Raw genomic sequence first — 14,085 nt, 5'->3', positions numbered from 1 at the left:
GTGGGCTTGGGTGGGTTTTTTGGGACGGTTAAAATTTTACAGTTAAGATTTACATTTAAAATAAGCCTAAGGATTATTATGAAATACAAACAATTAACCGCAAGTGCGTTGGTTTTGGCTGTTGGTGGGGTGATTTTAGGGCAAAGTTATCACATGGCACTGGCTTCTGAAAATTCACCGATCAGCAGCGAACAGCGTCAGGTAACGCGCCAAATCTCTGCACTGCTTGATCGCAGTCATTATTTGGATAAAGCATTAGACCAAGCAACTGGCAAGCAGATTTTGGCAGATTATTTTGATGCCTTGGATTCCAATCACAGTTTGTTTTTGCAGTCAGACATTGATGAATTTAACCAAAAGTATGCCGATCATTTTGCTGAAATGTTAAAGCGCGGTGATTTAAGACCAAGTTTTGAAATTTATCAGCGTTTTAAACAACGTTCGTTGGCGTATTACGCATTTGCAGACGATTTTTTAAAAACCGATGTCAATTTAAAGCGTTCAGATACGGTTGTGATCGATCGAGAAAAATTGCCACGTTTTAAAACCAAACAAGAACAACAAGATTATTGGCAAAAACAATTGACCTTTCAATTAATTGGCATTACGATCAATCAAGAAGAAGACAAAATTAAAGATAAATTTTTGACCGACAATGCTGATAAATTTAGCAGCTTAGATTTGGTAAAAAACGAAACACGCACGCCAACCCAAATTTTAGCAAATCGATTAAACCGCCAAAAAGCCCAATTAGAACGCATAACCGGTGATCAAATTTTAGAAAGTGTCTTAAATTCAGCGATGGCAAGCTATGATCCGCACAGCAATTATTTTGCTCCTGTGCAGGCCACCGAAATGAAAATCCAATCCACGCTTGAGTTGGTAGGCATTGGTGTATCCATTCGCCCCGATCTCAAAAATCCTGATTATACGCGGATTATAAATTTGGTAGATGGTGGCCCTGCCTCTCGATCGGGACAAATCAAGCCCAATGATTTAATCATTGGTGTGGCTGAAGAAAATGGCAAAATGATTGACACTGTGGGCTATTCTACGCGTGAAATTGTCAACTTAATCCGCGGTAAAAAAGGCACAAATGTTACCTTATTGTTAAAATCACCAAATATGCCTGACAGTTCAGCTCGCAGTGTTACCCTTGAGCGTGATGTGATTAAACAAGAAGAATCAGGGGTAACGCACCGGGTGATTACGGTAAAAGACAAACAAGGCAATGATAAAAAAATTGGTGTGTTAAAAATTCCAAGTTTTTATCTAAATTACCAAGCAAGACGTGCAGGGGAAGCGTATCGCAGTGTTAGCATCGATACTGAAAATGCGATTAAAAAACTAAACGCCCAAAACATTGATGGCATGGTGGTGGATTTACGTGATAATCCGGGCGGTTCGCTTGATGAAGTGGCAAAAATGATTGGATTGTTTGTCAAATCAGGCCCATTGGTACAAATCCGCGACAATCGTGGTAATATCCAAATTTACGAAGATGAAGACAACGGCGAGCAGTTATACAGTAAGCCTATGACGGTGTTGATTAATTTGGCTTCAGCCTCGGCGAGTGAAATTTTTGCAGCCGCTATCCAGGATTATGGACGCGGATTGGTTGTTGGCAGTACCACAACAGGTAAAGGTTCAGCTCAAATTCAGTTGGACAGTTTGGCATTGGGATCGGCAACGTTAACGCAGCGTAAATTTTACCGCATCACAGGCGGAAGCACCCAAAACAAAGGGGTAGAACCCGATGTTAAGTTGGTGAATATTTATGAAGGTATGGAAGTGGGCGAGCGCAACATGAAAAACCCACTAAAATGGGATACTGTGCGTTCTGCTCCGTATAAACCTGCAGGCAAGTACAGTCAAGCTGCGTTAAAAACCTTAAACGAGCTATCCACCACGCGCCAAAACAACAACCCACAATTTAACTATTTAACCGCTTTAAACGCCATTCGTAATGCCGAAGACGAGAAAAAACCGATTAAACTTAACATTGACGAACGCCGTGCATACCGCGATAGCATTGAAAATAAAACCTTACAAGCAGAAAACAACCGCCGCCTTGCTATGGGCGAAAAACCGTATGCAGATTGGACGGCTTATCAGGCATCGCTTGATGCTCAGTTTGAATCTTACAGCAAAATGAAAGAAAGCGAACGCCCAAAACTTCCAGAAAGCGAAGCCTTTATCATTGAAGCGAGCAAGGTAATGTTGGACGCAGATTTTTAATATTTTGTAAGTTTTGGCTTACAACAATATCCGTTTTTGCCACTGGTTTTGCTTGGTGGATTTTGACATAATGTACTTAGCAGCACAGGAATGGGATACTTAAGGATAAGGCAAGGATAGGTGCTGTTGTGCTAATGATTAGCAAATAAGGAAATCAAACCAATAAGGAAATTGCCAATTATGGAATATTGGCTGACTTCATAATCATAGGAAATGGTTATTGTCAATGTGAAAAAACAAAGTTGTTAACAGAGATTGTTAACAGGTTTATTAGTATAGGTATAGAGCTGTTAACGCTTTTTAAGATGATGTATGTTAACAAATTTGTTAAATTGATTTAGGAAAAATCAATATTTTCACCCAAAACCCAACAACGAGCCAAATGATTTGGCAGATACAACAAAGGACTGTAAAAAAAAAGCCGTTTTGTTGCTGATATTTATTGTTAGCGACAAAACGGCTTTTTAACGTCAAATTGACAACCAAAAACTAAACAGCAACCAAAAACTAAACAGCAACCAAAAACTAAACAGCAACCAAAAACTAAACAGCAACCAAAAACTAAACAGCAACCAAAAACTAAACAGCAAAAACGCCAAAGATGAAAGGTGCTTGTTTAAACCAAACAGACGGTTTTAACACTCAACTCTTCATTCAATTAACACTCAATCAATTAACCTTCAATGCAATTGATGGGTTTTGGTTTTGGTGGTGCAATTGGATTAATTGGCTTAGCTATCCGCTCCGTCAGGCACAAAACAATAACCCACACCCCAAACAGTTTGGATATAACGGGCTTGTGATGGGTTATCTTCGATCAAACGGCGCAGTCTTGATACTTGTACATCAATGGATCGCTCCATTGCTCCCCATTCACGGCCACGAGCCAAATTCATGAGTTTATCACGCGTTAACGGTTCTCTTGGATGCTGAACAAGTGCTTTTAATACGCTAAATTCGCCCGTGGTTAAGGTAACAACTTGTCCATCGCGTTTTAGAGTGCGAGTGGATAAATCCAGTGTCCATGCACCAAATTCTACCACTTCTACTTGTTGGCTTGGTGCTCCTGGCAGTTCACGGTTTTGTCTGCGTAATACCGCTTTGATACGTGCCAAAAGCTCTTTTGGGTTGAAAGGTTTTGGCAAATAATCGTCCGCTCCTGCATAAAGCCCTGTAATGCGATCGGCATCGGATCCTTTGGCGGTTAACATGATGATCGGAATGTCTGAATTTTGTTCACGTAAGCGTTTACAGATACTGATGCCATCTTCGTTTGGCAACATCAAATCCAACACAATAAGCGAAAACAATTCACGTTGCAAAAGTTTGTCCATTTGGTTGCCATCATGGGCGGTACGCACCACATAGCCGTCATCTTCTAAAAAACGTTGTAGCAATGCCCTAAGCCTGGCATCATCATCTACCACCAAAATGCGTTGGCTTATGTTCGGTTCGTGGATTGGGTTGTCATGCGGTTCGTTGTTGTGTTGTTCTTCAAGTTTGGTTAAATCAGTCATTGCGTTGCTCCTTTTGCGTATTTTTAACCGTGTGTTTTTAGCTTGTATGCGTTGTTTAATGTTTAAAGCATGAAAAAATATCACCTATTAAAACAAAATTCTTTGGTTTTTACCATAGTTTTTTGTGATTAAATTTTAGCAGAATTTGTTAACATTTGTTAACAAAAATTAGGTTTTTTGCCAAAGTTATGGAAAAATTGGCTGATTTTTAATAGATTTATCAATTATTTTTTAGCACCTGTTTTGATAATTTGCTATAATACGCAAATTTCATTGGTGCATTTTGGCACATTTACCTTTTAGGTTACCATGTTTAGGCGATTGCTATGACGACTATTGACAACGAAATTCAACCCACCACCGCACTTTCTGATGACATTCAACAAGCCATTTATCAAAAATTGGCTACAGAAATGGGGGTAAAAACCACGCAAATTACCGCTTTTGTCAAGCTGTATGACGAAGGAGCAAGCATTCCTTTTATTGCTCGTTACCGTAAAGAACAAACCCAAGGCTTAGATGATAACCAATTGCGACAACTGGAAAAATCCTTAAACTATGAACGCGATATGGCAACTCGTCGCAACAAAATCCTTGAACTTTTAACCAATCAAGGCAAACTTACCGATGAGTTGTCAAAACGCATTGCAAACGCATCTTCAAAATTAGAGCTGGAAGATATTTATCTGCCTTATCGTCCGCGCCGCCGTTCGATAGCCACTCAAGCACGCGAAGCAGGACTTGAACCAATTGCGTTGGCAATTTTGCACCAAAACATCAGTCCAACCGATGCACTAGCCGATTATCAAATTCCAGAACCTACTGTCAATGAAAAAGGCGAGGTTGAACCATCTGCGTTTGCTGAACTTGACAAACAGTTGCAAGGCGTAGGAGCAATTATCATTGAAGAATGGACACAAGAGCTTGATTTGTTGGATAAACTGCGCATAGGTTTTGGTAAAGTTGCTCAAGTGCATAGCCTGCTTGCAGGTGAAGAAAAACGCGAAGTTGGTGAAAAATTCAGTGATTATTTTGATCATAGCGAAAGCCTTGCACGTTTGCCAAATCATCGTTTGCTTGCAATGCTCCGCGGCCGTCAAGAAAACGTGTTAACCATTGGCATCGAAGGTGAAGATACTGCATTTATCGATCAAATTATGCAGCAGTTTAAATTGCTAAACCTTGAACCTAGCGATCGCTTGGATTTTTTACAAAACCTTGGCAAAAAATTATGGCTGGAAAAATGGCGGCCACACATTGAACACCGTCTGTTGACCGAAAAACGCCTCAATGCCGAAGCCGATGCAATTGAAGTTTTTGCCAACAATTTAAAACATCTGTTAATGAATGCACCAGCAGGACAACGAGTGATTTTGGGGGTTGATCCGGGCATTCGTCATGGGGTAAAAATGGCGGTGGTAGACAGTCTTGGACATGTTGCCAAAAACGATACAGGTGAGTTTGTGGTGGCGACGGTTTATCCGTTTGGTTCGGAAAATCGGATTGATGAAGCCAAAGAAACCATTAAAAAGTTATTAACAGATTATAAAGTTAATCTAATTGCAATTGGCAATGGCACAGCAAGCCGTGAAACCGATGCCTTAATCAAAGAAATTTTAAGCGAAAACACAGACATTGAAGCAGTTTCTGTGGTTGTCAATGAATCAGGGGCATCGGTGTATTCAGCCAGTGAGTTGGCAAGTCAGGAGTTAAGCGATTTAGATGTGTCTATTCGTGGGGCGGTGTCTATTGCCAGACGCTTGCAAGATCCATTGTCAGAATTGGTAAAAGTTGATCCAAAAGCCATTGGTGTTGGACAATATCAGCATGATGTCAATCAAAACCAATTGACCGACAGTCTAAATAAAGTAACTCAAGATTGTGTAAACGCAGTAGGCGTCGATGTAAATACCGCAAGTCCTGCAATTTTGGCATATATTGCAGGGTTAAACAGCAATGTTGCTCAACAAATCGTCAATTATCGCAACGAACACGGTGCATTTATCAACCGCGAACAGCTTAAAAATGTACCGCGCCTGGGAGCAAAAACTTTTGAACAGTCAGCGGGATTTTTGCGTATTCGTGGCGGTGATGAGCCACTCGATGCCACAGGGTTGCACCCGGAAAATTACGCCTTAGTCAAACAATGGCTAACTGCCACCAATAAAAACCTTGCCGATGTTTTGGCGAATGAAAACCAATTAAATCAATTAGACAGCCAATTATTAGAACTGGTAAAAAACCAAAGCCCTGACAGCGAAGATAGCCAAATTAAAGCCTTGGCAATTAAACAAGAATTGGCAAAACCCGCCCATGATCCGCGGCCTGCCTTTAAAACCGCCCAATTTCGTGATGATGTCAATGATATTAATGATTTAACCGTTGGCATGGAACTTGAGGGCGTGGTCACCAATGTAACAGCATTTGGTTGTTTCGTTGATGTTGGTGTTCATCAAGATGGTTTGGTGCATATTTCTGAATTAAGCGATGAATTCATTGCCGATCCGTTAAATTTTGTCAAACCGGGCAATATCGTCAATGTGCGTGTTATTTCGATCGATGTTGAGCGTAAACGCATCGGTTTTAGCATGAAATCGGATCATCAAAAACCAAGCAAAGACGAGAAAAAACCGCAAAAACGCCCAAAATCAGAGCATAAAGCAGATCATTTTGAGCATAAAGACGACAAAGCGAATAAACATGTCAAAAAAACCCATACCAAAACCGACAAAAACCGCCATGACAAACCAAAATCCGCCCAAAAACAAGATGACAAACCTTACAAAATTGGCAGTTTTGGAGCTTTATTACAACAAGCGGGGCTAAAAAAATAAGCCAGTCAACAAAATCACAAAAGTAAGATCACAAAAGCGAGATCACGAAAGTAAAAGTAAATCACGAAAGTATCAGGAGAATCAACCCATGAATGTTAACCTACCCTTAAAAGTATTTTTACTTAAGCATTCATATGCCCAGGGTAACTATAGCGAAACGATTGACGAGGCAAAAAACCTTTACGACAACTATCCAATACACAATGACCATGATGTATTGGATATACTAACTGCGTGGGGGGGGGCTGTTAGGGCTAAAAAAATATGACGATGCAATCAAGGTTTTTAACTTGCTTGTGGATAAATTGCCAAGTTTGCCACAGGGCTACCAAGGACTTGCAGAGTCTTATTATGCCAAAGAAAATTACGATCAGGCGGTGAATTTTACCAAACAACTGCGCGACATTGATAAGCACAACAATTTGCGATATTGGTGGAAAAATCCGATTGACAAAACCATAAGTGGCAATGTAACAAGTTTTAACAAGGTGATCGGCATAAGAGCCCACCGCTGGGGACAAGAAGAGGAAGATACGTATCAGTTATTGTTACAAGCGTTTCACCCAGATGAGATTTTTGTGATTTTTGATGAAATGGCGGATAAGCCTAAGGTTGCAGCACCAAATTATGTCAATAAACTGTCCTTAAATGATGATTTTTTGACCAGAAATCGCTTGTTAACGGGCAAGCAGCACAAAAAATTGGGTTGGTTGTGTGGTGATTATTTTTATTATGTGATGGCGGAGAACATTCAAGCGGATTTTTATTGGTTAATAGAGCCTGATGTTCGGTTTACGTTTGACAATATTGCAGACTTTTTTGAGCTTTACCATGATGCTGACAAAGACGGCTTGCTTGTGAATTTTCATAAACCTCAGCCTACGGACAATTGGTATTGGAAAAAGCATGTTGAGAGCGTTTCGTTGGAGGTGCATAAATGCTTGTTTCCGCTTGGACGTTTGAGTAAATTGGGTGTGATTGCTTGTATTGCAGAGCGTAAACGCATTTGTGATAAGTTTAAATACGGCGAACTTGCGTTAAATTTATATCCAAATGATGAGTCGCTTGTGGCGGCTGCCTTGGTAAAACACCAATTAAATGTAGATTCGTTAAATAGTATTTGTAATTGTTTTCAATATTGCAATTTAAACCCAAAACTGTATCCAAAGGCTGAAAGTTTGTTGCCAAAAAACAAGGTGATACATGCAGCAAAATATTTTCAAGATACGGTAAATACTTTTTTAAAAAGAATAGATGGGCCTATGCTAAACGAGCTTGATAAATTTTTGATTCACAATGAAGACGCACAGGCATTTGCCAAAGAAGTACAGTGTGGCATTTATGAAAAAGTGTTAAATGGGATCTATCTGAAAAGCATGCAGGATTACAAAACCAGAATTGATAAGCTATTAAAAACAAGTTCTGTAGCCAAACTAATCAAAATATGGGTGCACAATCAAAACACGCTGGTGCTTGATTTTAAGCAAGATTCGATCGCAATTGCGTTGGATATGGTGATTTCTGCTGATGAAGTAAACACAACTTTGGTGTTTCGCAACAACAATCAAAAAGTTATGGATTTTGCCAAAAGTTTTTACAACCAAGCATTAAATGATCAACAAAAAATAGCAATAGACAGCAGTTCTTTTGCAGATTTTGATCAAAATCTAAGCAAGATTGTCAATCAATTTGAGCAGTTATGTCGATATTTAGACAATTTTAAACTTTACCAATGAGTAAATATTTAAATTTAAGCGAAAATTTAGGTGAACATTCAGGTTTTTTTGCATGCCACGCGGCCACACACTTATCCGCTTGCAATGACAGGGGTTTTGGTAGCCAATGCGTTGGCATTTGCAAAACTTGGCATGTTTGATGGTAAACAATGGGTGATTTTTGCCTTAACCACCCATGTAGCCGTGGGGTTACAAATTTTAGCCAACCTTGCCAATGACTACGGTGATGGTGTTAAAGGCACAGATGCGCACCGTACCGATCGCCAAACCGCCCAAGGCAACCTTGTACAAAATGAACTTAAAACCGTCATTATTGTGTGGGCGGGTTTTATTTTTGCTTGTGGCGTGGGCTTGTTGTGGCTAAGTTTTGCCAATTGGCTTGAGTTTTTTGTGTTTTTGGCATTTGGCATTTTGTCTATTCTTGGTGCAATGGCATATACCATGGGTAAGCGGCCGTATGGTTATTTTGCCAAAGGTGAAATTGCCGTATTTGTGTTTTTTGGCTTATTAAATGTGCTTGGCAGCTTGTATTTACAAACCCAAGATTTGCAAGTGGCGGATATGATTGTGGCAGTAGCGATTGGACTGCTTTGTGTGTGCGTGTTGATGATTAATAACATGCGCGATATTGATGATGATGTAAAAACAGACAAACGCACGCTTGCTGTGGTGCTGGGTAAAGAAAAAATCAGTCAGCTGTATTGGTTGTTGTTATTGACGGCATTTTGGTTGTTGTTGGTTTTTGCTGTGCTACAACACAATGTTTATTTATTAAGTATGGTGCTGTTAATTTATCCGATTGGCAAACATTTGGCGGTTGTTTATCAATACCGTGATGGAAAAATCAGCCCACATCAGCTTGCTGTGCAGTTAAAAACGATTGTTGGACTTGCGTTTGCAAGTGGCTTATTGCTTAGCATTGGTATTTGTTTAAACTATAAATGAAATCAAGAAATGAAATCAAGCGTATTTTGATTAAGTGAGTTTTGATTAAGTGAGTTTTGATTAAGTGAGTTTTGATTAAGTGAGTTTTGATTAAGTGAATGAAAGATTAGGTGAATGAAGTATGGAGCTTTTAGGCGTAAATTTTGATCCGTCATTGATTATAGCGACTGCGATAACCATGTTTGGCAAATTGATTGTTGCCTTATTGATTTTTTTTATCGGCAAGTGGATTTTGAATAATTTTGTTGATATGGCAAAAAAAATCATGCAATCCAGCCACTTAGATGCAACTTTGACAAGTTTTTTAAGCAATGTATTGTACGGTATTGGCCTTGTGATTGTCATTATGGCTGCGTTAAACCAAATTGGCGTCAGTACAACATCGGTCATTGCTATTTTGGGTGGTATGGCGGTGGCGGTTGGGGTGTCGCTTAAAGATCAGTTGTCTAATCTGGCAGCTGGCGTGATGATTGTGATTTTTCGTCCCTTTAACCGCGGTGATTATATTGAAATTAATGGTGATGAGGGCACGGTGCAAGAGATCACCTTGGTGAATACACGCATTTATACCAGCAATAATCATGAAATTATTATACCTAATAGCAAATTAACCACCAATGCGTTGACAAATTTTTCATCTTTGCCTGATCGCAGAATTGATATCACGTTTAACATTGGTTATGAAGCAAATATTAAGCAAGCCAAACAAGTGATTTTAGACATTACTCACAAAAATCCATTGGTTTTACAAAAAATTGCACCTGTCATTGCCGTGAGTAATTTGGCTGACAGTTCGGTGGATTTGTTGTTAAAAGTTTGGGTAGAAAATAAGAACGCAATTGTGTTAAAAGGGCAATTGTTAGAAGATGTTAAAGAAGCCTTTGACACGCATGGCATTAGTATTCCTTATCCGCATCGTCAAATTTATGTCAGAAAACTGGACGCAGATAATGACTAAATGACGGTTAAATCCGCCAAGTTGTTAAATCAAGCAAATTTTAAAACTTGACTTTAAACCTTGGCTTTTAAAAAAACCAATTGAAAAAACTTTAACATCATGTCTGATAATATTCCTGCGTTAAAAGTTACAAACCTTTCCAAAACTTACAAAAACGGCTTTAGGGCATTAAAAGATGTGGATTTGATCGTGCCACAGGGTGAGTTTTTTGCCCTGTTGGGAGCAAATGGGGCAGGTAAATCCACGATGATTAACATCATAAGCTCACTATTAAATCCTACCATGGGATCTGTTGAAATTTTTGGCGAGAATTTGCAACAAAATCCCAGTAAAGCCAAGCAGTTTTTGGGGGTTGTGCCACAAGAATTTAATTTTATGCAGTTTGAAAAAGTCATTGACATTGTGGTTACCCAGGCGGGTTATTTTGGCATTGGCAAAACAGTGGCTATGCCTAGGGCACAAAAACTACTCAAGGCTTTAGGGCTTTGGGAAAAGCGCAACGAAAAGGCTCGATCCTTGTCAGGCGGTATGAAACGCCGTGTGATGATTGCACGTGCATTGATTCATGAACCAAAACTGCTGATTTTAGATGAACCGACCGCGGGCGTGGATATTGAACTGCGTCATTCTATGTGGGAGTTTATGCAAACGATCAACGCAGAGGAAAATACCACCATTATTTTGACCACGCATTATTTGGAAGAAGCGGAGCAATTGTGCAAACGCATAGCGATTTTGGAAAACGGTGAAATTAAAATTAACACGGATATGAAAGGTTTATTGTTAAGTCTTGATAAAGAAAGTTTTATACTGGATTTAGCAAAACCTGTCAACAACATTGTGCTAACTGGCATGGTGCGTTTTGTGCAGATCGATGCAAAAACGCTGGAAATAACGCTAAATAAAGGCGCAACCTTAAACCAAGTTTTTGCACAATTATCTGCCCAAAACATCGACGTTGTCAGTATGCGCAATAAAACCAATCGGTTAGAGGCTTTGTTTATGAATTTGGTGGATAAAAAGTTAACCGCAACATTGAACGCTTAAAAAATTTTGCCAAAATAAAAATCCATTACAAAATAAAAACCCATGACGAGAAATACATGAATTTTCAACAACAAACGGTTGCTTTTACGACGTTGCTTGTCAAAGAAATCCGCCGAATTTTACGGATTTGGCCACAGACACTCATTCCGCCTGCTATCACCATGGCATTGTATTTTATCATTTTTGGTAAAATGATAGGAAGTCGTGTTGGTGTGATGGGTGGGGTAAGTTATATGCAGTTTATTGTGCCAGGGCTTATCATGATGTCGGTGATAACCAACAGTTATTCTAATGTGGTGGGTAGTTTTTTTACCACAAAATTTCATAATAGTATTGAAGAAATGCTTGTTAGTCCTGTTTCAAAGCATACGATTTTGATGGGTTTTGTGTTTGGTGGGGTGTTTCGTGGGCTTGCTGTTGGGGCGATTGTGGTGGCATTGGCCTTATTTTTTACCAAGTTAAGTCTTGTGTATCCATTGATCACGGTGCTTAGTGTGGTGCTAACCTCGGTCATGTTTTCGCTTGGCGGTATGATAAACGCAATTTTTGCCCGCTCGTTTGATGACATTTCTATTGTGCCAAGTTTTGTGCTAACGCCACTGACGTATCTTGGCGGTGTGTTTTATTCGCTTGAAAATTTATCTCCTTTTTGGCAAAATTTATCACTGTTAAATCCAATGGTCTATATGGTGAATACGTTTCGTTACGGTATTTTGGGTTATTCTGATGTCAATGTTGTGTGGTCTTTGGTTGCTATTGGTGTGTTTACGGCGATTTTTTATACTGTGGCGTATCGTTTGTTAAATGATGGCAGTCGTTTGCGTGTTTAATACCAAATCACAGGTGTTGTCAATCGACTTTTTTGCTAAAACGTGCAAATAGCGGCCGATCCATTTATACGGTTCTTGTCCGCTGTACAAAACTTCCATGTCAATGACTGCTTGGGTGTTGGTATGTCCGCCGCGTTTTAGCGGAGCGTAATCGTGAAACACGCGCAACCCTGAAATGTGCAGGGTTTGATATTGTTTTTCATCAAGCCATGCCAATACATCGTCTTTTGCCACAGGGTTGTTGGGAGTTAAACTGCCATTGTCTGCTTGAAACGCGTGATTTTTTAACAAATTAAAATTGCCCATAATAAGGTTGCGATACGTAAAACTCACCGGATTATAAAAACATAACGACAATAAACCCTTATCTATCAACCAGTTATCAAAAAAATCTATGATAAGCCTTGGATTGGCAAGCCATTCTAACACCGCATGACACAAGATTAAATCGTATGTTCCAAACAATTTGGTATCCAGTGCTTGATACGGACAGGCATGCCAATGTATGGTAGAGGCAATGTCTTTAGGCAAATTGTTGGCAAGTTGTTTGGCAATTGCCAACATATTTTCAGAAATGTCATTAATGGTTACATCATGTCCTTGTGTGGCAAGCTCCAAGGACAGGTGAGCAAGCCCTGCTCCCACATCTAATATTCTTAACGGACGGCCAACTTGTTGTTGGTAAGTGGCAACTGCTTGAAAAATGTCATGACGTAACACAGCCAAGCGGATTTGCCCTTTTAGACCGCCGTAAATTTTTTTGGCAAAATGTTCGCTTATGTCGTTAAAATTGCGATCTTGTGGATTTGTCATGATGCTAAGTTTTATGATGCTAAGTTTTATGATGCTAGGTTTTATGATGCTAAGTTTTTAAAGCCACGCTGTTTATCACGCTGATAATCACGTTCTTTTAACGTTGCTCGTTTATCGTGCAGTTTTTTGCCTTTTGCCAATGCCACCTCGCATTTGACACGCCCTGCTTTCCAGTAGATTTTTAATGCCACGCAGGTATGTCCTTTTTGGTTAACCATGCCAAACAATTTATCAATTTCACGGCGGTGCAGTAATAGTTTGCGTGTGCGCAGTGGATCGGCAACATGGTGCGTAGAGGTGCTAATCAGTGGCTGAATGTGCGCACCAAACAAAAACGCTTCACCATTTTTAAAAATAATATAGCTTTCGGTAATGCGCATTTTGCCTGCACGGATAGCCTTGACTTCCCAACCGAGCAATTCAAGCCCAGCTTCATAACTGTCCTCGATAAAAAATTCATGCCGAGCTTTTTTGTTGCTGGCAATAAGACTTGGTGTTTTTGGTTTTTTAGACATATTGTACTTGATTCTCAAAGTTTGTAAAAAAATAATGCCAATAATAAGCGAAAAAAGCACGAATTAACAGTTTTTTGCTAATAATTTATGCAAAATTTTGTTAAACTAGCTTTTGTTAAACGATGGTGGATTTTAACAAACAATCCTAAAAGGCAAAGTTATGACAAAAATTTTATATCCGGGTACATTTGATCCTATTACCAAAGGGCATCTTGATTTGGTTAAGCGTGCCAGTAAGTTGTTTGATAGTGTGGTGGTTGCCATTGCAATTGGACATCACAAAAAACCGTTGTTTGACATCGACGAACGCATTGATATGGTGAAAACAAGCACACAAAACCTACCAAATGTCAGTGTGATAGGTTTTGAGGGTTTGTTGGTTCATTTATGCCAAGAACAACAAGCGACCGCTGTATTGCGCGGTTTGCGAGCGGTGAGTGATTTTGAATATGAGTTTCAATTAGCCAATATTAACCGTGAAATAGATGAAAATTTTGAAACTGTGTTTTTAACCCCAAGTCAAGAATTTTCCTTTATCTCATCAACATTTATCCGTGAAATTGCCAAATTAGATGGCGATGTGCATAAATTTGTGCCAAAAAATGTAGAAGAATGTTTAAAAATAAAATTTCAAGCGTTGAGAAAAACTTAA

At 39.4% G+C, this 14,085-nt stretch carries 11 protein-coding genes; 8 read left to right on the top strand and 3 right to left on the bottom strand.

Annotation, left to right across the window (positions count from 1 at the left end; translation table 11 throughout):
• Positions 1–78 precede the first annotated feature (78 nt).
• On the top strand, positions 79–2,238 hold the full coding sequence (locus MOMA_RS00890; protein WP_040624889.1) for a carboxy terminal-processing peptidase: 2,160 nt from the start codon (positions 79–81) through the stop codon (positions 2,236–2,238).
• A gap of 731 nt (positions 2,239–2,969) precedes the next feature.
• On the opposite strand, the gene ompR is transcribed toward MOMA_RS00890, so the two are convergent.
• On the bottom strand, positions 2,970–3,755 hold the full coding sequence (gene ompR / locus MOMA_RS00885) for an osmolarity response regulator transcription factor OmpR (RefSeq protein WP_009501317.1): 786 nt from the start codon (positions 3,753–3,755) through the stop codon (positions 2,970–2,972).
• A 326-nt stretch (positions 3,756–4,081) separates the two neighbouring features.
• On the opposite strand from ompR, the gene MOMA_RS00880 reads away from it, so the two are divergent.
• The 6 genes from MOMA_RS00880 (at position 4,082) to MOMA_RS00850 (ending at position 12,105) form a co-directional block, all read left to right on the top strand.
• Positions 4,082–6,589, top strand: a complete 2,508-nt coding sequence (locus tag MOMA_RS00880; RefSeq protein ID WP_009501316.1) for a Tex family protein — start codon at positions 4,082–4,084, stop codon at positions 6,587–6,589.
• Between the two features lie 290 nt (positions 6,590–6,879).
• Positions 6,880–8,325 carry a hypothetical protein gene (locus tag MOMA_RS00870; protein WP_009501315.1) on the top strand — a complete coding sequence of 482 codons (1,446 nt, stop codon included), beginning with the start codon at positions 6,880–6,882 and terminating at the stop codon, positions 8,323–8,325.
• A 30-nt stretch (positions 8,326–8,355) separates the two neighbouring features.
• Positions 8,356–9,270, top strand: coding sequence for a 1,4-dihydroxy-2-naphthoate octaprenyltransferase (gene menA, locus MOMA_RS00865; RefSeq protein ID WP_009501314.1), 915 nt, complete (start codon positions 8,356–8,358; stop codon positions 9,268–9,270).
• Positions 9,271–9,391: 121 nt separating this feature from the next.
• On the top strand, positions 9,392–10,228 hold the full coding sequence (locus tag MOMA_RS00860) for a mechanosensitive ion channel family protein (RefSeq protein WP_009501313.1): 837 nt from the start codon (positions 9,392–9,394) through the stop codon (positions 10,226–10,228).
• Positions 10,229–10,327: 99 nt separating this feature from the next.
• Complete coding sequence (locus MOMA_RS00855) at positions 10,328–11,275, top strand: ABC transporter ATP-binding protein (RefSeq protein ID WP_009501312.1); 948 nt, start codon at positions 10,328–10,330, stop codon at positions 11,273–11,275.
• A 56-nt stretch (positions 11,276–11,331) separates the two neighbouring features.
• Entirely contained in the window at positions 11,332–12,105 is a 774-nt protein-coding gene (locus MOMA_RS00850; RefSeq protein WP_009501289.1) for an ABC transporter permease, read from the top strand.
• Here MOMA_RS00850 and MOMA_RS00845 read toward each other — a convergent pair.
• On the bottom strand, positions 12,076–12,918 hold the full coding sequence (locus MOMA_RS00845) for a methyltransferase (RefSeq protein ID WP_009501288.1): 843 nt from the start codon (positions 12,916–12,918) through the stop codon (positions 12,076–12,078). The genes MOMA_RS00850 and MOMA_RS00845 overlap by 30 nt on opposite strands.
• Before the next feature lie 41 nt (positions 12,919–12,959).
• Positions 12,960–13,433 (bottom strand): SsrA-binding protein SmpB, encoded by a 474-nt coding sequence (gene smpB / locus MOMA_RS00840; protein ID WP_009501287.1) that lies wholly within the window; start codon positions 13,431–13,433, stop codon positions 12,960–12,962.
• Positions 13,434–13,593: 160 nt separating this feature from the next.
• Between smpB and coaD the strand changes: the two genes are divergently transcribed.
• On the top strand, positions 13,594–14,085 hold the full coding sequence (gene coaD / locus MOMA_RS00835) for a pantetheine-phosphate adenylyltransferase (protein WP_009501286.1): 492 nt from the start codon (positions 13,594–13,596) through the stop codon (positions 14,083–14,085).

The sequence above is a fragment of the Moraxella macacae 0408225 genome, from assembly GCF_000320365.1.
Lineage (GTDB): Bacteria > Pseudomonadota > Gammaproteobacteria > Pseudomonadales > Moraxellaceae > Faucicola > Faucicola macacae.
This window is presented reverse-complemented; position numbering and strand designations above follow the sequence as displayed.

Bases quoted from the DNA above. Each gene is read 5' to 3' on its own strand.
- MOMA_RS00855 (WP_009501312.1), top strand. From the start codon at position 10,328: ATGTCTGATAATATTCCTGCGTTAAAAGTTACAAACCTTTCCAAAACT.
- smpB (WP_009501287.1), bottom strand. From the start codon at position 13,433: ATGTCTAAAAAACCAAAAACACCAAGTCTTATTGCCAGCAACAAAAAA.
- MOMA_RS00860 (WP_009501313.1), top strand. From the start codon at position 9,392: ATGGAGCTTTTAGGCGTAAATTTTGATCCGTCATTGATTATAGCGACT.
- MOMA_RS00845 (WP_009501288.1), bottom strand. From the start codon at position 12,918: ATGACAAATCCACAAGATCGCAATTTTAACGACATAAGCGAACATTTT.
- ompR (WP_009501317.1), bottom strand. From the start codon at position 3,755: ATGACTGATTTAACCAAACTTGAAGAACAACACAACAACGAACCGCAT.
- MOMA_RS00880 (WP_009501316.1), top strand. From the start codon at position 4,082: ATGACGACTATTGACAACGAAATTCAACCCACCACCGCACTTTCTGAT.
- MOMA_RS00850 (WP_009501289.1), top strand. From the start codon at position 11,332: ATGAATTTTCAACAACAAACGGTTGCTTTTACGACGTTGCTTGTCAAA.
- MOMA_RS00890 (WP_040624889.1), top strand. From the start codon at position 79: ATGAAATACAAACAATTAACCGCAAGTGCGTTGGTTTTGGCTGTTGGT.
- coaD (WP_009501286.1), top strand. From the start codon at position 13,594: ATGACAAAAATTTTATATCCGGGTACATTTGATCCTATTACCAAAGGG.